The 20,757-nt window shown below is 58.0% G+C and carries 20 protein-coding genes; 13 read left to right on the forward strand and 7 right to left on the reverse strand.

Annotated features, from left to right (window positions below):
- Positions 1-36 precede the first annotated feature (36 nt).
- From AACW87_RS05150 to AACW87_RS05160, 3 genes are all read right to left on the reverse strand, one after another.
- A complete protein-coding gene (locus AACW87_RS05150; RefSeq protein ID WP_043134467.1) occupies positions 37-273 on the reverse strand; it encodes a DUF2789 domain-containing protein in 237 nt (78 codons plus the stop codon).
- Positions 274-408: 135 nt separating this feature from the next.
- Entirely contained in the window at positions 409-708 is a 300-nt protein-coding gene (locus AACW87_RS05155) for a DUF3301 domain-containing protein (RefSeq protein ID WP_043134468.1), read from the reverse strand.
- Positions 709-782: 74 nt separating this feature from the next.
- Positions 783-1,811, reverse strand: a complete 1,029-nt coding sequence (locus AACW87_RS05160) for a DUF3549 family protein (protein WP_241324376.1) — start codon at positions 1,809-1,811, stop codon at positions 783-785.
- A 372-nt stretch (positions 1,812-2,183) separates the two neighbouring features.
- Between AACW87_RS05160 and AACW87_RS05165 the strand changes: the two genes are divergently transcribed.
- The 6 genes from AACW87_RS05165 (at position 2,184) to ptsG (ending at position 8,683) form a co-directional block, all read left to right on the forward strand.
- On the forward strand, positions 2,184-2,519 hold the full coding sequence (locus AACW87_RS05165) for a YqcC family protein (RefSeq protein WP_042867184.1): 336 nt from the start codon (positions 2,184-2,186) through the stop codon (positions 2,517-2,519).
- Positions 2,516-3,370, forward strand: coding sequence for a tRNA pseudouridine(65) synthase TruC (gene truC, locus AACW87_RS05170; RefSeq protein WP_241324378.1), 855 nt, complete (start codon positions 2,516-2,518; stop codon positions 3,368-3,370). Before AACW87_RS05165 ends, truC begins: the two co-directional genes overlap by 4 nt.
- A gap of 90 nt (positions 3,371-3,460) precedes the next feature.
- The gene (locus AACW87_RS05175; RefSeq protein ID WP_241324379.1) at positions 3,461-3,901 is read left to right on the forward strand and encodes a flavodoxin; all 441 of its coding nucleotides are present in this window, start codon (positions 3,461-3,463) and stop codon (positions 3,899-3,901) included.
- A gap of 525 nt (positions 3,902-4,426) precedes the next feature.
- On the forward strand, positions 4,427-5,758 hold the full coding sequence (locus AACW87_RS05180; RefSeq protein ID WP_339385728.1) for a maltoporin: 1,332 nt from the start codon (positions 4,427-4,429) through the stop codon (positions 5,756-5,758).
- A 91-nt stretch (positions 5,759-5,849) separates the two neighbouring features.
- Positions 5,850-6,821, forward strand: a complete 972-nt coding sequence (locus AACW87_RS05185) for a MalM family protein (protein WP_241324382.1) — start codon at positions 5,850-5,852, stop codon at positions 6,819-6,821.
- 431 nt (positions 6,822-7,252) lie between these two features.
- The gene (gene ptsG / locus AACW87_RS05190; protein WP_043134475.1) at positions 7,253-8,683 is read left to right on the forward strand and encodes a PTS glucose transporter subunit IIBC; all 1,431 of its coding nucleotides are present in this window, start codon (positions 7,253-7,255) and stop codon (positions 8,681-8,683) included.
- A 247-nt stretch (positions 8,684-8,930) separates the two neighbouring features.
- Here ptsG and AACW87_RS05195 read toward each other — a convergent pair whose 3' ends face one another.
- The 4 genes from AACW87_RS05195 to map form a co-directional block, all read right to left on the reverse strand.
- On the reverse strand, positions 8,931-9,314 hold the full coding sequence (locus AACW87_RS05195) for a DUF3461 family protein (RefSeq protein WP_241324383.1): 384 nt from the start codon (positions 9,312-9,314) through the stop codon (positions 8,931-8,933).
- 257 nt (positions 9,315-9,571) lie between these two features.
- Positions 9,572-10,399, reverse strand: coding sequence for a 2,3,4,5-tetrahydropyridine-2,6-dicarboxylate N-succinyltransferase (gene dapD / locus AACW87_RS05200; protein WP_042867191.1), 828 nt, complete (start codon positions 10,397-10,399; stop codon positions 9,572-9,574).
- A gap of 135 nt (positions 10,400-10,534) precedes the next feature.
- Positions 10,535-13,222: a bifunctional uridylyltransferase/uridylyl-removing protein GlnD gene (gene glnD, locus AACW87_RS05205; RefSeq protein WP_241324384.1), complete on the reverse strand. Its 2,688-nt coding sequence runs from the start codon at positions 13,220-13,222 to the stop codon at positions 10,535-10,537.
- Positions 13,223-13,286: 64 nt separating this feature from the next.
- Complete coding sequence (gene map / locus AACW87_RS05210; RefSeq protein ID WP_042867193.1) at positions 13,287-14,075, reverse strand: type I methionyl aminopeptidase; 789 nt, start codon at positions 14,073-14,075, stop codon at positions 13,287-13,289.
- 362 nt (positions 14,076-14,437) lie between these two features.
- Between map and rpsB the strand changes: the two genes are divergently transcribed.
- From rpsB to ispC, 7 genes are all read left to right on the forward strand, one after another.
- Entirely contained in the window at positions 14,438-15,166 is a 729-nt protein-coding gene (gene rpsB / locus AACW87_RS05215; protein ID WP_042867194.1) for a 30S ribosomal protein S2, read from the forward strand.
- A 104-nt stretch (positions 15,167-15,270) separates the two neighbouring features.
- Positions 15,271-16,152, forward strand: coding sequence for a translation elongation factor Ts (tsf, locus tag AACW87_RS05220; RefSeq protein WP_042038148.1), 882 nt, complete (start codon positions 15,271-15,273; stop codon positions 16,150-16,152).
- Between the two features lie 71 nt (positions 16,153-16,223).
- Positions 16,224-16,958, forward strand: coding sequence for a UMP kinase (pyrH, locus tag AACW87_RS05225; RefSeq protein ID WP_042038153.1), 735 nt, complete (start codon positions 16,224-16,226; stop codon positions 16,956-16,958).
- 102 nt (positions 16,959-17,060) lie between these two features.
- On the forward strand, positions 17,061-17,618 hold the full coding sequence (gene frr, locus AACW87_RS05230; RefSeq protein WP_043134480.1) for a ribosome recycling factor: 558 nt from the start codon (positions 17,061-17,063) through the stop codon (positions 17,616-17,618).
- 72 nt (positions 17,619-17,690) lie between these two features.
- Positions 17,691-18,467 carry a polyprenyl diphosphate synthase gene (uppS, locus tag AACW87_RS05235; protein WP_098984764.1) on the forward strand — a complete coding sequence of 259 codons (777 nt, stop codon included), beginning with the start codon at positions 17,691-17,693 and terminating at the stop codon, positions 18,465-18,467.
- 26 nt (positions 18,468-18,493) lie between these two features.
- The gene (locus tag AACW87_RS05240; protein ID WP_241324386.1) at positions 18,494-19,351 is read left to right on the forward strand and encodes a phosphatidate cytidylyltransferase; all 858 of its coding nucleotides are present in this window, start codon (positions 18,494-18,496) and stop codon (positions 19,349-19,351) included.
- A gap of 133 nt (positions 19,352-19,484) precedes the next feature.
- Entirely contained in the window at positions 19,485-20,678 is a 1,194-nt protein-coding gene (ispC, locus tag AACW87_RS05245; RefSeq protein ID WP_241324388.1) for a 1-deoxy-D-xylulose-5-phosphate reductoisomerase, read from the forward strand.
- Positions 20,679-20,757 lie beyond the last annotated feature (79 nt).

Consider the following 20,757-nt stretch of genomic DNA (forward strand, 5'->3'; position numbering starts at 1 on the left):
CTTCGTCTGGAAAGCGGGCTGGCGAGAGGAGGAGGCTCAATCGGTCTGGCGCAGCAGCACATCCAGCTGATCGATGGCTTCCGACCAGTCCGAATCATCCCAGAGCGCATCGCGCAGGAAGTTGGCCTGGGACTGGGTCCAGAAAGCGGCCTCGGGCAGCAGGGTCTGATTGTCCAGCCTGTGTTCGTGAATGAAGCGGTGCAGGTTCAGCTCGTCGTTGGCCAGACCCAGCTGGGCAAACAGGGCGGACAGGTCGTGGGTCAGGAATTCCATCTCATCTCTCCCAGGGGACATTCCTGAAAATTATAGGCCCGGATCCGTGCCGGCTTGCTATTGCGATGGCATGGGCACGATGCGGGGTAGCTGGCCTGAGGTGGTCTGGGGCCAGCGGGAGTCGCGCTGGCTGGCTTACTGGGATGGCATGCGATGGGGTGGCAGATCGACGCCGACTATGTGCAGTCCCTGCATGCGCAACTGTCCCTGATAGTGGCTCTCGCCATCGCTGGAAAATTCAAACTCGTAGTAGGTCAACAGTCGCAGTGGCTGATGGGCCAGCGCACGGTGGCTGCGCGCCAGCGACAGCAATTGCAGATCGTGATGCTGGCAGTAGCGGCGCATGTATTGCCAGGCGAGTTCGGCCTGGCGGCGCTGATGCCAGAAGGCAGCGCCGATGAGGATAAGCAGCAAGATACCGAGCATTTCACCCATCGAGGGCTCCTTCCTTGTGATGTGGCCTTGTGTGGACCGAGTGGCGAGCCACCCGGCCGTTATTCCATCAGATGTTACGCCGCGGCAAACAGACGGCCTATGGCCTGACCGAGCGCATCGCTGCGCGCCGGATCCCGCAATCTGGCCAGCATATCATCGCGCAGGGCCGGCAGGGTCACCAGTTCGGCAAACACCTGATTGAAGAACTGGGTCGGTTGCAGCGCCAGCTGCTCCAGGAACAGGCCGAGCAGGCTCGGCTCCTTCAGATCGGGCCAGAGGCGACCGGCGATGGCCAGCAGCAGGGCCGGGCTCGGCTGGGTTTGCAGCAGGGTCAGCAGCTTGTTGGTGCGCATGGCATTGCCGTTGCAAGTGGCCAGCGCCCGGCACAGGTAGGCCAGGGTTTCCGGGTTGGGCTCGGCGCTCTCCTGCTCCTTGCCGATGCGCTCGAACAGGGCACCCTGCATGGCCGGTGGTAGCGGGACATTTTCCAGGCTCTGGCAGAGGGCGTAGAGCGGCGCCTGGGGCAGCCTTGGCAACGCCTTGCACACCAGCGCCAGATTGCGCTCGTCCTGCAGCCGCTCGGCCATGTCGGCAAAGCCTTGCAGGCCCAGCGCCTGCCAGCCTTCATCACCTGGTGCCGCCAGATAGTGGCACAGGGCGTCGTAGTAGGCGGAAGGGGCCTGTTCCAGCTGGCGGGCCAGCTTGGCATGCAGGCTGGCCATCTTGGCCTCGGCCGGGCGGAAGGTGTAGGGGTTGTCGGCCAGTCGCTGGGCCTTCTCTTCATCCAGATCGCCGGTCAGCTTGTAGCCCAGGGTCTCGACCACCTGATCCATGAAGAGCTTGGGGCCGCTGCCGATGAGCAGACCGCGCTCATCGAGCGCAAACTTGAGGAACCAGAGATAGTGTCTGGACTCCGCCGGCTGGAAGAAATGGACGCCGAGCCAGGCGTGCTGTTGCAGGGGCCAGGGATAGGGTTCTTGCTGCTGCTCGATGCGCACGAAGGTATCGCTCGCCAGCGGCCGCACCTGGCGGCCCATGTCGAACAGTTGAAACTGGGTATCGGCCTGGGTCAGAAACTCGGTCAGCGTGTTGATGGTAGACATGATGTGATCCGGCTAAGGGTGATGCGGGCCGATTATAAAGCGGTTGTATCAGATAGCCAGCAGGGGTACCAAGAGCGCTTTATTACAGGCGCAGCGGGTCAAGCTGTATAAAGCGGTTGCATCAGGTAGTCAGTGGGGGTGCCAAGGGGGTTTGTTACAAGCTGAGAAGGGCGCTGCGGGTCAATCTGTATAAAGCGGTTGCATCAGATAGCCTGTGGGGGCTCGGCTCTGCGTCCAGCCTGCCAATGGAACATGGCAGAGGGGGAGGGGGACGGTGTATAGTAGCGCCCTTTTTTGATGAGCCCGGCCAGCCTGTGCCCGTTTTACCGGGGAGGCTGACCGGTATGTGGTCATGAGCAAGAGGACGACGAGATGAATCAATATTTGCTGGTAGCCGGCCTGTTGGGTGAACTCACCGCCGAGTTGCAGCGCCTGGAGCGCTGGCAAGATGAGCATCCGGGTGAAGAGGCCCTGGCGAGCGAGCTGCCGTTCTGTGTCGATACCCTGAGCTTCGATCAGTGGCTGCAGTTCGTGCTGATCCCGCGCATGGAGCAACTGGTCATGCTGCAAGCGCCGCTGCCCACCAGCGTCTCCCTCTATCCCATGGCGAGTGAAGTCTACAAAGAAGAGCTGGCCGACGTGGAAGCCCTGCTGCGGTTGATCGCCCGCTTCGATCTGCTGCTCTCCGGCAAAGTGGTTGAGCAATGATGAGTGAGCAGGCAAAGGAAGAGAACGCCTTGCAACTGACCCTGCCCTATCAGAAGGAAACGCCGGCTGGCGGTAGCCCCAATGGTTGCCGTACTAAAGACGGCGGCGTGATGAAGCTGACTCTTCTCTATCAGGATGACTGGCTGGTGGCGGTCAACAAGCCGTCGGGCCTGCTGGTGCACCGCAGCTGGCTCGACAAGGCCGAGACCCGCTTCGCCATGCAGATGACCCGGGATCTCATCGGCGGCCGCCACGTCTACCCCGTGCATCGCCTCGATCGCCCTACCTCGGGCGTACTGCTGTTTGCGCTCGATCCTGCGGTTGCCCGCACCCTGACCGAGGCGTTTGCCGCCCGTCGGGTGCACAAGGAGTATCTGGCGCTGGTGCGGGGCTGGGCCCCGGAACAGGGGGTGATCGATTACCCCCTCAAGGAGCAGCTGGACAAGATAGCCGATGCCATGAGCTCCCCGGATCGTCCGGCTCAGGAGGCGGTCACCGCATTTCATCGCCTGCACCAGGTCGAGTTGCCCCATGCGGTTTCCAAGAAGCACCCCACCAGTCGTTACAGCCTGGTCAGGCTGTTCCCGAAAACCGGTCGCAAGCATCAGCTGCGCCGCCATCTGGCCCACCTGTTCCACCCCATAGTGGGGGATACCAGCCATGGTGATGGCCGCCACAACCGCTTCTTTCGCGAGCAGCTGGGGTGCGAACGCCTGCTGCTGGTGGCCCGCAGACTCAGTTTCGAGCACCCGATCCTCAAAGTCCCGCTGCGGATCCAGGCGCCGCTGGGGCCGGACGTCTTGCAGCTGTTTGCCGAGCTGGGCTGGCCCGCCAGCGAGAGCGACTACTGATCTTCACCTGGCCTGCTCACTCACGGTCGGGTGTCGCCTTCGACCGGGTTGTGGCATGCTGTAAAGCCACGCCAGTCAAAGGAATCCGTTATGGCTCAGATAGATATAGTGGTGGGAACCGTTTATGGCGCGGCCATGCTGGTTGCCGAGACGCTGTCAGCGCAGTTGCAGCAGGCCGGACATGTGTGCCAGATCTTCGATGAGGCCGTGCTGGAAGACCTGGACGCCTCCCGCTTCCTGCTGGTGATCACCGCCACCACGGGGCAGGGCGATATTCCGCCCAATCTGCAACCCTTCGCCGCCGCCCTGGCCGATCGGGCTCCCTATATGAAAGGGTGGCGTTATGCGCTCATCGCCATGGGTGACAGCAGCTATGAGCACTTTTGCGGTGCCGGCCGTCAGCTTGACGGCCTGTTGCAGGAGCTGGGGGCCAGGGCTCTGTTGCCCCGTCTGGAGATAGATGCCACCGTCGACGATGAACCGGAAAAAGTGGCGCTGGCCTGGCTAACCGGCTGGGAAAATACACTCTAGTTTTCCCCTCCTTGTGTTCTTTATTTGTCCCCCGTTGGTTTGCCCATGGGGGATGTTTATTTCCGGGCCAGACCAGTCTCAACTGACCATATTTCCCACTTTTTATCCGGTTATTTTTCTGGCATCCCTTCGTTTGGCCGAGCATTTATTTCTGTCATGACCGACATGCAAGAAAATTAAAAGTTCCGCATTGAAAGCGATTTCAGTCATATTTTTGTCATTGATTTGGGCATTTTCAACTTAATCAGCGAAGCGAATTAATGTTTGGTAGCGATTTCAAGCTATGTTTTTTGCTTGTTTGTGTTTTTAATTGGTGAGTTATTGCTAATTTATTGCTTATTATGCCCTATAAAACCCTCTCCGCTGTGGAGTGGGCGATTTGTCGCCATTTTGTGAATCAGCTCATGTTTGTCCCGAAATTGGCTACCTATAATCGGCCTCGGTTATCACCTAAACGTTTTTATGGTGATAAGAACTTGGATATTCAGGATCACACTCCTCTCAGCGGGAATAAGGAAAATGAAAATGAAAGCAAAGTGGCTCCCGATCGCTGCAGCAGTAACCGCAGCCCTGGCTTCCCAAGCCGCCTTCGCCGTTGATTTCCACGGCTACTTCCGTTCAGGTGTTGGCGTTTCTACCGATGGCAGCATGCAGACTGGTTTGTCAGATAATGCTAAGCAGAAAGTAGGCCGCCTAGGCAATGAGGCTGACACTTATGGTGAAATTCAATTGGGCTCTGAGGTTTTCAACAAAGATGGTAAGACCTTCTATGTTGATTCTATGGTGGCAATGACTTCCAATGGCTCCAATGATTGGGAATCTACTGAGTCTAAATTCAAATGTACCTCTGCCAATGGTACTACATTGGATGGATGTGAAAATAAGGAAGACGCAACCTTTGCGCTGCGTCAATTTAACGTGCAGGCCAAGGGGCTGCTGGGTTTCGCACCGGAAGCCACCCTGTGGGCCGGTAAGCGTTACTACCAACGTCACGACATCCACATCTCAGACTTCTACTACTGGAACATCTCTGGTGCCGGTGCCGGTATCGAAGGCATCCAGGCCGGTCCTGGCAAGGTCTCTTTCGCTTGGGTCCGTAATGATCGTAGCGGTACCAATGATGGGTGGACTTACAATGATGAAATGAACGTCAACACTCTGGATCTGCGCTATGCAGGTATCCCTCTGTGGCAAGACGGTTCACTGGAAGTTGGGGTCGATTACGCCATTGCTAATCCATCTGATGCCCAAAAAGATTCGACTAATGCACAATATAAGAATGCCAAAGATGGTGTCATGCTCACCGCCGAGCTGACTCAGGGTATCTTGGGTGGCTTCAACAAAACTGTGCTGCAGTATGGTACTGAAGGTTATTCCAAGACATTTGCCTTCTGGGGCGATGGCTCTTGGTATGGTGCTGAAGCCAAAGATGGCGCCGATGGTTTCCGTATCATCAACCATGGTGTGATCCCGATGGGTAACTCTTGGGAGATGGGCCATCAGCTGGTCTACGGTGTAGGCAACGAGATGTGGGTTGGCAATGATAAATGGGAAACCATGTCTGTCGTTGCTCGCCCTATGTACAAGTGGGATGATTTCAACAAGACCATCTTCGAAGGCGGCTACTTCAAGGACAAGAACAAGTCCACCAACGGTTCTTCCCTTGAGGATTCTGGTTACAAGCTGACCTTGTCTCAGGCTTGGTCTGCTGGCTCCAGCTTCTGGGCACGCCCGGAAATCCGAGTATTTGCTTCCTATCTTGCGCAAGACAAGCAAGAGATGAAAGGCAATGCATTTAATAACGGTACTGCCGACGACACTTGGAACTTCGGTGTTCAAGCGGAAGCTTGGTGGTAAGCACTTCTTTCAGTTAAGTTAGTCACTGCCCCCGTATGGGGGCAGTTTTGTTTCGCCGGGTAACGGCAACCGGGTTATGGAGATAAGAAGAATGAAACTGGTAAAGATGTCTATCGCAGCCGTGGTTACTGCGCTGTTGGCCGGTTGTTCCGGTAGCATGTTGATCCCCGTGCAGGATCACGCATCCATCCTGAGTAATGCCGAACAGGCCAAGCAGGCGCTCTCACAGGCAACCAGCTGCTGCGCTGCTTTCAACGATTTCAATTATGTGAGCCTGCCGGAAGGCGATACCTTGCTGGCTCTCGATGGCAAGCAACCCAGCTTTCAGTTTGACGAGGGGATGAGCTATTTCGCGGCTTATCGCCTGCCCACCAACACCGGCAACCTGGCCATCAAGGTCGCCTCCCAGGTGAGCAAGACAGTACTGGTGCCTCAGGTCATCATGCTGGATGCCCAGTTCAAGGTGACTCGCGTGCTGGGTGAGTCGGTATTCAGCTACCAGCCAGCCCATCTGCTGGACAACGATCGCATCGAAGGCAAGGTGTTTGTCGATCGCAGCATGCCGGGCAACCTGGCGGCTGAAACCTACATGATTGTCTATGCCCCGGCCAACCAGCTGGCGGGCAGTACCACCATATTGCATCCCTCCAAGGCGTTCGCCCGTGCGAATAGCACGGTTGAGCCGGATATCAAGGATCCCGTGATCCCGCACTCCCCATGGGGCCTTGTGCAGATCGAAGTCGTCGACATGGCCAAGGGGCAGGGTCTTGAGGCCGTCTTCAAACCCGAGTATGCAGACAAGGTGGCGATGAGCCAGGCCGCACCGGCGACCGCCGCCGTGGCCGCTGGTACTGTGACGGCTGCAGCCGTTGCTGTGCCCAGCAAACCCGCACCCGCCATGCTGACCGAAACCGAGGCCTTCTATCAGTCCCAGATCGAGAAAGCGGTGAAAGCCGGTGATATCGACAAGGCGATGCAACTGGTCAATGAGGCCGAGCGTGCCGGCTCGACCAAGGCGAAATCCGTCTTTATTGACGCGGTCAAGCGTTCGCAGAAAGACTGAATATTGCCCAGCCTTTAAAAGATAATATTTATTTGAGGCCTCCCTTGTTGGAGGCCTTTTTAATCGGTATTCTAAAATAGAAAAAACAGCAAATGGTTACATTAAGTTACAATGCGTTTCTTTTGGCATTGCTATGATTGGTTAAAATACAATGCGAAACAGCACTTTTCATATTTATGGCGTAGCATGAAAATGCCGAAATATGTCTGAAACCTCCCCGAATTTCCCCTCAGAATTATCTTGTGATCTCCCCTCCAAATTTTTTATTCCCTTGCGCCTGATGGAAGAAATTTCCGATCTGCTGGGTTATATTCAACAGGTCAAAATAAACAACCCCCAATCGAATTCATGCCGATGAAGATGATGCTCGTGATCGTCTATCAATTGGACTGAACCGTTTACGGGAAGACAATTCATTCAGGAGCGCACACATGTTTAAAAATGCTTTCTCTAATCTGCAAAAGGTCGGTAAGGCGCTGATGCTGCCAGTATCGGTCTTGCCAGTTGCAGGTATTCTGCTGGGGGTGGGCGCCGCTCACTTCAGCTGGTTGCCAGAAATTGTCTCCCAATTGATGGAGCAAGCTGGTGGTTCCGTATTTGGTCAGATGGCCCTGCTGTTTGCAGTGGGTGTTGCCCTCGGCTTTACCAATAACGACGGCGTATCCGGTCTGTCAGCCATCGTTGGCTACGGCATCATGACCGCTACTCTGAAGGTGATGGCACCTGTGATGGGTGTTGAAACCATCGAGACCGGCGTACTGGGCGGTATCCTCGCCGGTGGTGTGGCTGCCTGGGCGTTCAACCGTTTCTACAAGATCCAGTTGCCAGAGTATCTGGGCTTCTTCGCCGGCAAGCGTGCCGTGCCCATCATCACAGGTTTCGTGTCCATCGGTCTGGGTGTGATCCTGTCCGTGATTTGGCCGCCAGTTGGCTCCGCCATCGGTGCCTTCTCCGACTGGGCTGCCAACCAGAACCCGGTACTGGCCTTCGGTATCTACGGCGTGGTTGAGCGCTCCCTGATCCCGTTCGGTCTGCACCACATCTGGAACGTGCCTTTCTTCTATCAGGCGGGTACCTGTGTCAACGGCGCCGGTGAAACTGTTCACGGCATCATGACCTGCTTCCTGACTGCCGATGACGCTTCCCGCGCTGCCGGTAACGGCTTCGGTCAGCTGGCCGGTGGCTACCTGTTCAAGATGTTCGGTCTGCCTGCTGCTGCGTTTGCCATCGCTCACGCCGCCAAGCCGGAAAACCGCGCCAAGATCGTAGGTATCATGGCCTCTGCCGCCCTGACCTCTTTCCTGACCGGTATCACCGAGCCGATTGAATTCTCCTTCCTGTTCATCGCTCCTGTGCTGTACGCGATTCACGCCGTACTGGCTGGTCTGGCCTATGTGCTGACCAACTCCCTGGGCGTGGTACACGGTCACACCTTCTCCAACGGTTTCATCGACTTCGTGGTGCAATCACCCCGTGCCGACAACATGTTGCTGCTGGTGGGTCTGGGTCTGGTCTACGCGGTCATCTACTACGTAGTGTTCAGCTTCGTAATCCGTGCCATGAACCTGAAAACTCCGGGTCGTGAAGACGAGACTGCTGAAGAGACCGTCAGCCAAAGCAAGGACGAGATGTCCGCTGCCCTGGTCACTGCCTTCGGTGGTAAAGAGAACATCGCCTCTCTGGATGCCTGCATCACCCGTCTGCGGGTTGGCGTGAAAGACGTGGCCAAGGTTGACCAGGCTGGTCTGAAGAAGCTGGGCGCCGCCGGTGTGGTGGTTGCTGGCTCCGGCGTACAAGCCATCTTCGGTACCAAGTCTGACAACCTGAAAACCGACATGGATATCTGGATGAAGAGCAACTAATCCTGTTGCCTGAATATCAGAGTTCTTGAAGAGGGAGGCGAAAGCCTCCCTTTTTGCTGGGCGAGTGTCAGGGGAATGACGGGCAGGGACCGGGTCCGTCGAGTTGCTCATTCTGATCCAAAGGGATGGGGGCGGGGGCAACTTATGGCCTGCTTCCCTCACCACATGTTGGCCCGCCCATGGCATGCGGATCCCGCACAAAGAAAAGGGGCGCCTGACGGGCGCCCTCGTTGCTGCCGGATCGGGCTTACAACTTCTCCAGATCCCGCTCTATTTCACAGATCTTGTTCTGCACCACTTTTTCCAGGTGGCGCAGGTCACGCAGTATCTTCTGCTTGATGTCCGGGTCGGCCTGCACGTGTACGCCCTGGGTCAGGTTATCCAGCTCATCCACCACGTACTTGAGATTGGCGTTGATCTCGGTGACATCCTTGTACTCATGGGTACCCGAGTCGACCAGCATGGTCTTGCGCTGGCGGGGATATTTGAATTTGACACTCTTGGCGAAGAACTCGCCTTTCTGCTTCTTGAAGTAGATCTTGAGGATGTCGTGATTGGCTTCCTGGCGCAGGGTATAGCTGTCCACTGAGGTGGGTTCCTGGATCCCCAGGCTCTTCAGATTCTCGTACATCGGGCTTCCTCGGTTTGAAACGATCCTGACCCATCTATCTTAACCGAGTCTGTGTGGCTTGCCTGTGACAGGGGCGCCAAAATCAAAAGGGGTCCAAAAGGCCCCTTTACCATGATGGCTGGTCGATCACTTATCGATGGCGCGCAGCAGGGCGCTGTTACCGACAGCCTGGGCCGCAGGACATTCCTATCATCAGGGTGTCGATGCAATCATAAAAAAGGGCGCCTCGAGGCGCCCTTGCAGCAAGCAGTTGGCCATTACTCGTCGATGGAGCGCAGCAGGGCGTTGATCCCTACCTTGGCACGGGTCTTGGCATCCACCTTCTTAACGATCACGGCGGCGTACAGGCTGTACTTGCCACACTTGGAGGGAAGGGAGCCGGAGACGACCACGGAACCCGCCGGTACGCGACCGTAGTGAATTTCGCCGGTTTCGCGATCATAGATGCGGGTGGACTGGCCGATGAAGACGCCCATGGAGATGACGGAGCCCTCTTCCACGATAACCCCTTCAACCACTTCTGAGCGGGCACCGATGAAGCAGTTGTCTTCGATGATGGTCGGGTTGGCCTGCAGCGGCTCCAGTACGCCACCTATGCCGACGCCGCCGGAGAGGTGTACGTTCTTGCCGATCTGGGCGCAGGAGCCCACTGTGGCCCAGGTGTCGACCATGGTGCCTTCGTCAACGAAGGCGCCTATGTTGACGTAGGAGGGCATCAGCACCGTATTGGGGGCGATGAAGGAGCCTTTGCGGGCAGTTGCCGGCGGCACCACGCGCACACCCGCTTCCTTGAACTGCTCGGCTGTGTAGTCGGAGAACTTGAGGGGAACCTTGTCGTAGTACTGGGCATCATCGCCCTTGATGATGCCGTTGTCATTGATGCGGAAGTAGAGCAGTACCGCTTTCTTCAACCACTGGTGTACCACCCACTCGCCGGCAATCTTCTCGGCGACACGGGCCTTGCCGGAATCCAGCAGGTCGATGGCTTGCAGGATGGCGGCCTTGGTGGCGGCATCGACTGAGCCGGGAGTGATGGAATCACGGCGCTCGAAGGCCGCTTCGATGATCTGTTGCAACTCGGTCATGACAGGTTTCCTTTAAAAAATTCCGTTTGTTGTATCACACTTTTCCAATTGTTTTTAAGGGCTCAAGCCGATTTCTTCGGGGGAACGCTGATTTATTGTGCTTGAGTGGTCCAACCATTTGTTCTGCTTGATAAATCAGGATGATGAAAGGCGCCTTGTGAGGCCTTTCGCCGGCTTGTCGCTGCCCTCCTCATCGGCCGACTCCTGGGGATTGAGCTGATTTACCAGCCGCTCTTCCAGCGCGAGCTGCTCGTCCTTGGTCAAGGGTTCGCCCGCGAGAGTGGTGAGGCTGAAGAAGTCCTCTACCCGCTCGCCTATGGTGGTGATCTTGGCGGCATGGAGCGACAGGCCGCACTGCTGGAACACGGCACCGATGCGGGCCAGCAGCCCCGGGGTATCCAGCGCCGTCAGCTCCAGCAGGGTGTGGCGGGTCTCCCCCTTGTGGGGCAAAAACACCGCCCGGGTTGGTACGCTGAACTGGCGGTGGCGCCGTGACAGCGGCTTGTTGCGCAGTACCAGCTTGCCCGGCTCCTGCAAGGCCTTCTCCAGAGCCTTCTTGATGGTGGCGGTGCGGTTGGGGCTGATGGGCTCGCCGCTTGGCTCCAGCACCACGAAGGTATCCAGCACATAGTCGCTGCGCGAATTCATGATCTGGGCATCGTGGATGTTGAGGTTCTTCTGATCCAGCGCCGAGGCCACGGTGGCGAACAGATTCGGAGTGTCGCGGCAGTAGATGAACACCTCGCTGCCCCCCCGGGTCGGATGCTTGCCGATGATCACCAGCGGGGCCGGGTTGTCGCCATGCTCGATGATCTTGCGACAGTGCCAGGCGATCTGCTCCGGGCTGTGGCGCAGGAAGTAGTCGGCCTTGAAGTCGCTCCACAGCTGGTTGATGGCCTCTTCCGGTACGTCCCGTTGAGCCAGGATCTGCTTGGCCTGGCGCTGGTTCTCGCGAATGCGCAGCCGCATGTCGGGCGGGTTTTCCAGCCCCTGGCGCAGCGCCTTCTGGGTGGCGAAGTAGAGTTCGCGCAGCAGTGTGCCTTTCCAGTCGTTCCAGAGGGTGTCGTTGGTGGCGCAGATGTCGGCCACCGTCAGGCAGTAGATAAGGTCGAGATGCTGCTCGTCGCGCACCTTCTGGGCAAAGTCGGTGACCACTTCGGGGTCGTAGATGTCGCGGCGCTGGGCGGTGACCGACATCAGCAGGTGGTGGCGCACCAGCCAGGCGACCAGCCGGCTCTCGTAGCGATCCAGGCCGTGCAGCTGACAGAACTCCAGCGCATCGACGGCGCCGAGTTCTGAGTGATCCCCGCGCCGGCCCTTGGCGATGTCGTGAAACAGGGCGGCGATGCTGAGCAGCTCCGGCTTGCGCAGCCGGGTGAACACCTCGTGGCAGAGCGGGTGGGTCTGGCGGCTGGCCGGATTGGGAAACTGGTGGATGTTCTTGAGCAGCCGGTGGGTGTGCTCATCGACCGTGTAGGCGTGGAACATGTCGAATTGCATCTGGCCGACGATGAGGTTCCACTGGGGCAAATAGGCCGCCAGGATCCCGTATTTGTGCATCAGGGAGAGCGGCTGACCTATGCCGTTGGGATGGCGCAGCAGCGCCATGAACAGGCGGCGGCACTCGGGCAAATCCTGCAGCCAGCAGTTGAGCTTGCGGCGCGCCTCGCGCAGCTGGCGCAGGGTGGCGGAGTGGATGCCGGCAATCTCGGGATGCTGGGCTATCTGGTAGAAGAGCCGCAGTATGGCGGCGGGCTCGCGGCCAAACAGCTCGGAATCCACCGCATCGATGAGGCGACCCCGCAGCTGGAATTCGTCGGAGAGGCGGCGCACGTCCATGGCGGTGTTGCCGAGAATAGCCTCGTCAAACAGCTGCAACAGCATCTCGTTGAGCTCGGAGACCCGCCGCACCGTCTGATAGAAGCGTTTCATCATCTGTTCGACCGGGCTGTTGCCGTCCCCCTCGAATCCCAGCATCTGGGCCACGGTGCGCTGGCGGTCGAACAGCAGCCGGTTGTCGCCCTTGTTGATGGCCATGTGCAGGGCGAAGCGCACCTTCCACAGGAAATTCTGGCAGTCGAGCAGCTCGCGGTATTCGGCCCGGTTGAGAAAGCCGTGGCTGGTCATCTCGAACAAGGTGGTGGCGCCGAAATGGCGGCGGGCGACCCAGGCCAGGGTCTGGATGTCCCGCAGTCCGCCCGGATTGCTCTTGAGGTCCGGCTCCAGCTTGTAGGCGGTCCCCTGAAATTGCTGGTGGCGCAGGGCCTGCTCTTCGCGCTTGGCCTGGAAGAACTGCTCGCTCGGCCAGAAGAGCTGGGGGCCGGTCGCCTCCTTGAGTTGCTGGAAACCCTCCTGGCGGCCCGTGATATAGCGCGCCTCGATCAGGTTGGTGGCGACCGTGATGTCGGCGCGGCCCTGCTCTATGCATTCGGCCACGTTGCGTACCGCCTGGCCCACCTCCAGCTTGAGATCCCACAGCAAGGTGATGAACTCGCCGATGCGCAGCCCCAGCACCTCGTCCAGCTCTTCTCCTTCATAGAGGATCAGCAGGTCTATGTCGGAGTGGGGGTGCAGCTCGCCCCGGCCATAGCCGCCCACCGCGATCAGGGTGAGCGCCGTCTTGTCGAAGCCGAATTTTTGCCACAGCCGGGTCAGCAGCTCATCCATGTATTCGGAGCGGGTGGCCACCAGTTCTATGATGTTGTCACCGGCATCGAATCGGGCGTGCAGCCAGCCGAGAAAACGGCTCAGATACTCTTTGCAGTTCTCGCGGGTGAGCTGATCGTCGGGTAACAGATGGGGGGAAAGCAGGCTGGCATCCATGGCATCTCACACTCTCGGTCTGGCCGGGTAAAGATCAACCCCGGCGTGTGGCCGGGGCTGAATGTCAAACGTGGCGGATAACGCGGTCGATGGTGTCATCGGGGCGCAGGGTGAGCACCTCGCAGCCATCCTCGGTCACCAGCAGGGTGTGTTCCCACTGGGCTGAGTCGCCGCCATCCTTGGTGGTCACGGTCCAGCCATCTTTCGGGTTGATGCGGCAGTGATACTTCTTGCTGTTGACCATGGGCTCTATGGTGAAGCACATGCCCGGCTTGAGCTCCTGCTTGCCGCCGTTGCGGTAGTGCAGGATCTGCGGTTCTTCGTGGAATTCGCTGCCGATGCCGTGGCCACAGTAGTCGCGCACCACCGAGAAGCCGGCCTTCTCGACGATGGGCTGGATCAGGGCGCCAATCTCTGTGATGCACATGCCGGGGCGCACCTGCTTGATGGCGGCGTACAGGCTCTCCTGGGCGACCTTGCACAGCTGGCGACGCAGCGGTGTGGTCTCACCCACGATGAACATGGCGGAGGTGTCACCGTGGTAGCCATCCTTGATGACTGTGATGTCCAGGTTGATGATGTCCCCTTCCCGCAATTTCTTGTGGTTGGGGATGCCGTGACAGATGACGTCGTTCACCGAGGTGCAGATGGACTTGGGGAAGCCGTGGTAGTTGAGCGGGGCCGGGATCGCCTGCTGCACGTCGACGATATAGTCGTGGCACAGGGTGTTCAGCTCGTCTGTGGTGACGCCTGCCTTGACGTGGGGGGCTATCATGATCAGCACATCGGCGGCCAGCTGGCCGGCAACGCGCATCTTTTCAATCTCTTCCGGTGTCTTGATTTTAATGGACATGGGATCTCTCTTGGGGCCTGACTGCGCATCCTGTCGATGCCCAACAATCAGGTAATGAAAAATAGATGCGTTTGCAATCAGGCCAAAATTTTATCCCCAACCCCCGTTTACTTCCAGTGTGATTGTCATCACAACGTCAAATCCTCTGCCCGGCATCCACTACAGGGATCCATTTTTAGCACCCCGGCCGGTGGTGTCCTGACCAAAGTTATGGTATAAAGCGCGCCGGAATGGGGAACTTGCGTCCGCATTTCATCACCCTTACTCAATAACACACACACATCGACACCTGTACCGGGGTGCCCCTTTGGGGTCGGTTACATGGGATGTGTGGAGGCCTAACCCCAATACAGAGGTATAAAATGGCTAAAGTTTCTATGCGCGACATGCTGCAAGCCGGCGTTCACTTCGGTCACCAGACTCGTTACTGGAACCCGAAAATGAAGTCCTACATCTTCGGTGCCCGCAGCAAGGTTCACATCATCAACTTGGAAAAAACCGTTCCGATGTTTGACGATGCCATGAACTTCATCAGCTCCGTAGCTGCCAAGAAAGGCAAGGTACTGTTCGTAGGTACCAAGCGTGCCGCGTCTGAAGCCGTAAAAGATGCCGCTGATCGTTGCGACCAGTTCTATGTCAACCACCGCTGGTTGGGTGGCATGCTGACCAACTGGAAAACCGTTCGTCAGTCCATCAAGCGCCTGAAAGATCTGGAAACCCAGAGCCAGGACGGTACCTTCGAAAAGCTGACCAAGAAAGAGGCGCTGATGCGTACTCGCGAAATGGACAAGCTGGAGAAGAGCCTGGGTGGTATCAAGAACATGGGCGGCCTGCCTGACGTGCTGTTCGTTGTCGATGCCGACCACGAGCACATCGCTATCAAAGAAGCCAACAACCTGGGTATCCCGGTAGTTTCCATCGTTGATACCAACTCCAACCCGGACGGCGTTGATTACGTCATCCCGGGTAACGACGATGCTATCCGTGCCGTACAGCTGTATCTGAATGCTGCTGCTGACACCGTACTGGAAGCTCGCGCTCAGGACATCGTTGTTCAAGCCGAACAAGATGGCTTCGTTGAAGCTGAGTAATTGATAAGGACTGAAAAGCCCTTATTAACCAAGCTGATGTAATTGGTTAGCAGGGGCCCTTGTGGCCCCTGTTTCTTGTCAATTCAAGACCGAGGATACTGGACATGGCTAACGTTACTGCCGCCCTGGTAAAAGAACTGCGCGAGCGCACCGCCGCTGGCATGATGGATTGCAAAAAAGCACTGGAAGAAGCTGCTGGTGATATCGAGCTGGCAATCGAGAACATGCGCAAATCCGGTCAGGCCAAAGCCGCCAAGAAAGCAGGCCGTATCGCTGCTGAAGGCGTGATTTTCGCCCGTACCGAAGGCAACATTGCTGCCATGATCGAGCTGAACAGCGAAACCGACTTCGTCGCCAAAGATGCCAGCTTCATGGCAATGGGCCAGAAGATCGCCGATATCGCCGCGACCCAGAAAATTGCTGACGTCGACGCCCTGAAAGCGACCGATTTCGGCAACGGTGAGTCCATCGAGCTGACCATCACCAACCTGATCGCCAAGATCGGTGAGAACATGAACCTGCGTCGCGTGATGCTGGTTGAAGGTGACAACCTGGGCACCTACGTTCACGGTTCCCGCATTGGTGTTATCACCAAGCTGACCGGTGGTTCCGCCGAGCTGGCCAAAGATCTGGCCATGCACGTTGCAGCCAACAGCCCGCAATTCGTCAAGCCTGAAGACGTGTCTGCTGAAGTCGTTGCCAAAGAGCGCGAAATTCAGATCGACATCGCCATCAACTCCGGCAAGCCGAAAGAGATCGCCGAGAAGATGGTTGAAGGCCGCATGAAGAAGTTCACCGGTGAGGTTTCCCTGACTGGTCAGCCGTTCGTGAAGGATCCTTCCATGACGGTTGCCGAGCTGCTGAAGAAAGAAGGCGCTGACGTTGTCTCCTTCACCCGTTTCGAAGTGGGCGAAGGCATCGAGAAGCAAGAGACCGATTTCGCTGCTGAAGTGGCAGCCCAAATCGCGGCCGCTCAGAAGGCCTAACCGAACCGGTTTTTCCGTTTCCCCAGACCGCGACTTATGTCGCGGTCTTTATATGACCAGGAATCAGTGACATGAGTACCAATCCCAAGCCTGCATACAGACGTGTTCTTCTGAAGTTGAGTGGTGAAGCCCTGCAAGGATCCGAGGGTTTTGGCATTGATCCGGCGGTACTGGAGCGGATGGCCCAAGAGATCAAGGAACTGGTTGAGCTGGGTGTTCAGGTCGGTCTGGTCATCGGTGGCGGCAACCTGTTCCGTGGTGCCGGTCTTGCCAAAGCGGGCATGAACCGCGTGGTGGGCGACCACATGGGTATGCTGGCCACCGTGATGAACGGTCTGGCCATGCGTGATGCCCTGCATCGTGCTTATGTGAATGCCCGTCTGATGTCTGCCATCTCCCTGCAGGGCGTCTGCGATTCCTATAGCTGGGCCGAGGCCATCAGCCAGCTGCGCGCCGGCAAGGTAGTGATCTTCTCTGCCGGTACCGGCAACCCCTTCTTTACCACCGACTCCGCGGCCTGCCTGCGCGGGATCGAGATCGAAGCCGACGTGGTGCTGAAAGCCACCAAGGTCGATGGCGTATTTACGGATGACCCGGTCAAAAACCCGGATGCCGTGCTGTACCATGAATTGAGTTATGATGAAGTTCTTGAAAAAGAACTCAAAGTGATGGATCTTGCTGCTTTTACTCTGGCCCGTGACCATGATCTGCCGATCCGCGTGTTCAACATGAACAAACCGGGTGCGCTGCGTCGGGTTATCATGGGTGAGCCGGAAGGCACCCTGATCCACCACATCGGCAAGTAAGACAAGAGATCAGGCTGGAAGGCGCTCTTATTCATTACGCCAGCAAATAAATATGATAGACACGAGCCGCGTGGCGGCTCGTTCGCCAAAAGGAAAACCACTGTGATCAACGAGATTAAAAACGACGCCAAGGACCGCATGGCCAAGAGCGTAGAGTCGCTCAAGACCCAGATGTCCAAGATCCGTACCGGCCGCGCTCACCCGAGCCTGCTCGACGGTATCCAGGTTGAGTATTACGGTGCTGCCACTCCTCTGAAACAGTTGGCCAACGTGGTGGCAGAAGATGCTCGTACCCTGTCCATCTCCATTTTTGACCGCTCCATGATCCAGGCGGTAGAGAAGGCAATCCTGACCTCAGATCTGGGCCTGAACCCGTCCAGCAACGGCCAGACCCTGCGCGTGCCGCTGCCGCCGTTGACCGAAGAGCGTCGCCGCGATCTGACCAAGATCGTCCGTGCCGAAGCCGAAGGTGCCCGTGTGGCCGTGCGTAACATCCGTCGCGATGCCAACGCCGACTTCAAAGCGCTGCTCAAGGACAAAGAGATCTCCGAAGACGACGACCGTCGTGCCCAGGAAGAGATCCAGAAACTCACCGATGCCTTCATCAAGCTGGTGGATGACGCCCTGGCCGCGAAGGAAAAGGAGCTAATGGAAATCTAAGCCTCTGACAGGTATATTACGAGCGCCGTGTAGTGCCCCTGCACGGCGCTTTTGTCTTTGTGGGAGAAATGAATGTCGCTTTTGGCAGCGTTAGGTGATTGTGCCAACTCGTCCTTGCCTCGTCATGTGGCCATCATCATGGATGGCAACGGACGCTGGGCTCAGAACCGTGGCAAGATGCGGGTCTATGGTCACAAGGCGGGCGTGAAGTCTGTTCGTGAGGCGGTGACCTTTGCCGCGCGCGCCAAGATAGAGGCGTTGACCCTGTTTGCCTTCTCCAGTGAGAACTGGCGGCGGCCGGAAGGGGAGGTCAGTGCCCTGATGGAGCTGTTCCTGACTGTACTGGGCCGTGAGGTCAAGAAACTGCACAGCAACGGGATCCGGCTCAAGGTGATCGGTGATACCGCCCGCTTCAGTGAACGCTTGCAGGCCAAGATCGCCAAGGCTGAGGCCCTGACCGCCGACAACCAGGGGCTGACCCTCAATATTGCCGCCAATTACGGTGGTCAGTGGGATATCGCCCAGGCGGCCCGTAAACTGGCCCGTGCCGTGGCGGCGGGCGAGCTGGACGCCGATGCCATTGATGAGTCCCTGCTGGCCGGGCAAGTCTGCATGGCCGACCTGCCCCCCGTGGATCTGTTGATCCGGACCGGTGGCGATCATCGCATCAGCAATTTTGTGTTATGGCAGCTCGCCTATGCCGAGCTCTATTTTACCCCGGTATTGTGGCCCGATTTCAACGAGGCCGAGTTCAGTGAGGCCGTTGCCTCTTTCGTTGCCCGCGAGCGTCGCTTCGGGTGTACGGGCGAACAGATACGGGAATTGATCGCCGAGCATCAGACCGGCTAAATCCCCTCCCAAGAGAGAGGTTTCTTTTGCTAAAACAACGAATTATTACCGCATTGCTACTGGTTCCCCTGGTGTTGGGGGCGTTATTTTTTCTGCCGTTGAAATTCTTTGCCCTGTTGGCAGCCCTGGTGTTTCTGTTGGCCAGCCGCGAGTGGAGCGGCTTCGTCTCTGCTCGGCCGCAGCAATGGCTGCCGCTGGTGTTCTGTCTGTTGCTCGGTGCCAGCCTGTTCTGGCTGCCGGTCGAGCAGCTGTGGACCCCGCACTTGCATCCGCTGGTGATGGGCGTGCTCTGGACCGCGGTCAGCTGGTGGCTGCTGGGGCTGTTGCTGGTATTGCGTTATCCCCAGAGCGCCAAGCTGTGGAAAGAGTCCATCTGGCTCAAGTCCCTGTTCGGTCTGGTGACCCTGGTGCCCTTCTTCTGGTCGCTGGTGGCCATCCGTGGTTACAACTTCTATCACGACCCCATGATGGGGGCCTGGATCCTGTTGTTCGTCATGGGGTTGGTCTGGGCGGCAGATTCTGGCGCGTACTTTTTCGGCAAGGCCTTTGGCAAACACAAGCTGGCGCCGGCCGTCAGCCCGGGTAAAACCATCGAAGGCATGGTTGGCGGCCTGTTTACCGCCAGCCTGCTGGCCGTTGCCGTGACCTGGTTCATGGGCTTCGTGCCCGCCAAGATGGCCATAGTGCTGTTCTGCTCCCTGCTGGCTGTGCTGGCGTCCGTGCTCGGCGATCTGACCGAGAGCATGTTCAAGCGGGAAGCTGGCATCAAGGATTCCGGCACCCTGCTGCCCGGTCATGGCGGTATTCTCGACCGGATCGACAGCCTGACCGCCGCCCTGCCGGTATTCCTGCTCAGCTATATGTTGCTCAGCCAGGAATTCTGATGCCTCGCCTCGCTGATGATCCCGGGAGCATCCGGCCCCGTCAGTCTGTTACTCGTTCAGGAGTCTTGATGGATAGTCTGATGATCTTGAAGGCTTTCGGCTCCATTCATTCGTTAGCAAGTCGGGAGTGTTGATGCATAACCTGGTGATCCTGGGAGCCTCCGGCTCCATCGGTCAGAGCACCCTCAAGGTACTGCGGCAGAATCCGGGCCGTTGGCAAGTTCTGGCGCTGACGGCGGCCCGCAGCGTGGATGCCATGCTGCGCGATTGTCTCGAATTCTCCCCCCGTTTCGCCGTCATGGTGGATGAAGACGCGGCCGCCATGCTGGCAGGCCGGCTCAAGAGCCATGGCAGCGTGACCCGGGTACTGTCCGGTCAGGCCGCCCTGTGCGAGGTGGCAGCCCATCCCGATGTTCACAGCGTGATGGCTGCCATCGTCGGTGCTGCGGGCCTGGCGCCCACCATGGCAGCGGTGCGCGCCGGCAAGCGCATCCTGCTGGCCAACAAGGAGGCGCTGGTGATGTCCGGCGCTTTCTTCATGGAGGCGGTGCGCGAGCATGGCGCCGAGCTGCTGCCCATCGACAGCGAGCACAACGCGATTTTCCAGTGTCTGCCCGAAGCCATTCAGCGTCAGCCCGGCTTCTGCGATCTGGCGGGAGCCGGCATCAGCAAGATACTGCTGACCGGCTCCGGCGGCCCATTCCGCTACACCGACATTCAGGAACTGGCGCGGGTCACACCGGCCCAGGCCATCGCCCACCCGAACTGGTCCATGGGGGCCAAGATCTCGGTGGACTCCGCCACCATGATCAACAAGGGGCTGGAGTACATAGAGGCGCGCTGGCTGTTCAATGCGGCGCCCGAGCAGATCCAGGTGGTGATCCATCCCCAGTCCGTCATCCACTCCATGGTGCAGTACAAGGATGGCTCAGTGTTGGCCCAGCTTGGCAACCCGGACATGTGTACCCCCATAGCCCATGCCCTGGCCTATCCGGCTCGTGTTGAGTCTGGGGTGGAACCTTTGGATTTCTTCAGTGTCGGAGAATTCAGCTTTATCCGGCCCGATTATGAGCGTTATCCCTGCTTGGCACTGGCCATGAGCGCCTGCCAGCAAGGGCAGGCGGCGACCACGGCGCTCAATGCCGCCAATGAAGAGGCCGTTGCGGCTTTCCTTGCGGAGCGGATCGGTTTTATGGATATTGCCAGAGTCAATGAGGCCATCATGGCGGCGCTGGGCAGTTCCGCCGTGGGCTCACTGGATGATTTGATTGCGCTGGATGGTGCGGCCCGTGCCCGTGCTCACAATTTGATTGAGGAGCTTAGCTGATGAGTGGTATTTCGTGGCATTGTGCTGCCTTCATCCTTGCCTTCGGGTATCGGACCATGCATGAAATCGAGGTGGCTGA

Origin of the sequence: Aeromonas sp. MR7, assembly GCF_963899385.1 — a bacterium.
GTDB lineage: Bacteria > Pseudomonadota > Gammaproteobacteria > Enterobacterales > Aeromonadaceae > Aeromonas > Aeromonas bestiarum.

Excerpts from the sequence above, each read along its gene's own strand:
- AACW87_RS05150 (WP_043134467.1), bottom strand. The coding sequence starts at position 273 with ATGGAATTCCTGACCCACGACCTGTCCGCCCTGTTTGCCCAGCTGGGT.
- AACW87_RS05155 (WP_043134468.1), bottom strand. The coding sequence starts at position 708 with ATGGGTGAAATGCTCGGTATCTTGCTGCTTATCCTCATCGGCGCTGCC.
- AACW87_RS05160 (WP_241324376.1), bottom strand. The coding sequence starts at position 1,811 with ATGTCTACCATCAACACGCTGACCGAGTTTCTGACCCAGGCCGATACC.
- AACW87_RS05165 (WP_042867184.1), top strand. The coding sequence starts at position 2,184 with ATGAATCAATATTTGCTGGTAGCCGGCCTGTTGGGTGAACTCACCGCC.
- truC (WP_241324378.1), top strand. The coding sequence starts at position 2,516 with ATGATGAGTGAGCAGGCAAAGGAAGAGAACGCCTTGCAACTGACCCTG.
- AACW87_RS05175 (WP_241324379.1), top strand. The coding sequence starts at position 3,461 with ATGGCTCAGATAGATATAGTGGTGGGAACCGTTTATGGCGCGGCCATG.
- AACW87_RS05180 (WP_339385728.1), top strand. The coding sequence starts at position 4,427 with ATGAAAGCAAAGTGGCTCCCGATCGCTGCAGCAGTAACCGCAGCCCTG.
- AACW87_RS05185 (WP_241324382.1), top strand. The coding sequence starts at position 5,850 with ATGAAACTGGTAAAGATGTCTATCGCAGCCGTGGTTACTGCGCTGTTG.
- ptsG (WP_043134475.1), top strand. The coding sequence starts at position 7,253 with ATGTTTAAAAATGCTTTCTCTAATCTGCAAAAGGTCGGTAAGGCGCTG.
- AACW87_RS05195 (WP_241324383.1), bottom strand. The coding sequence starts at position 9,314 with ATGTACGAGAATCTGAAGAGCCTGGGGATCCAGGAACCCACCTCAGTG.
- dapD (WP_042867191.1), bottom strand. The coding sequence starts at position 10,399 with ATGACCGAGTTGCAACAGATCATCGAAGCGGCCTTCGAGCGCCGTGAT.
- glnD (WP_241324384.1), bottom strand. The coding sequence starts at position 13,222 with ATGGATGCCAGCCTGCTTTCCCCCCATCTGTTACCCGACGATCAGCTC.
- map (WP_042867193.1), bottom strand. The coding sequence starts at position 14,075 with ATGTCCATTAAAATCAAGACACCGGAAGAGATTGAAAAGATGCGCGTT.
- rpsB (WP_042867194.1), top strand. The coding sequence starts at position 14,438 with ATGGCTAAAGTTTCTATGCGCGACATGCTGCAAGCCGGCGTTCACTTC.
- tsf (WP_042038148.1), top strand. The coding sequence starts at position 15,271 with ATGGCTAACGTTACTGCCGCCCTGGTAAAAGAACTGCGCGAGCGCACC.
- pyrH (WP_042038153.1), top strand. The coding sequence starts at position 16,224 with ATGAGTACCAATCCCAAGCCTGCATACAGACGTGTTCTTCTGAAGTTG.
- uppS (WP_098984764.1), top strand. The coding sequence starts at position 17,691 with ATGTCGCTTTTGGCAGCGTTAGGTGATTGTGCCAACTCGTCCTTGCCT.
- ispC (WP_241324388.1), top strand. The coding sequence starts at position 19,485 with ATGCATAACCTGGTGATCCTGGGAGCCTCCGGCTCCATCGGTCAGAGC.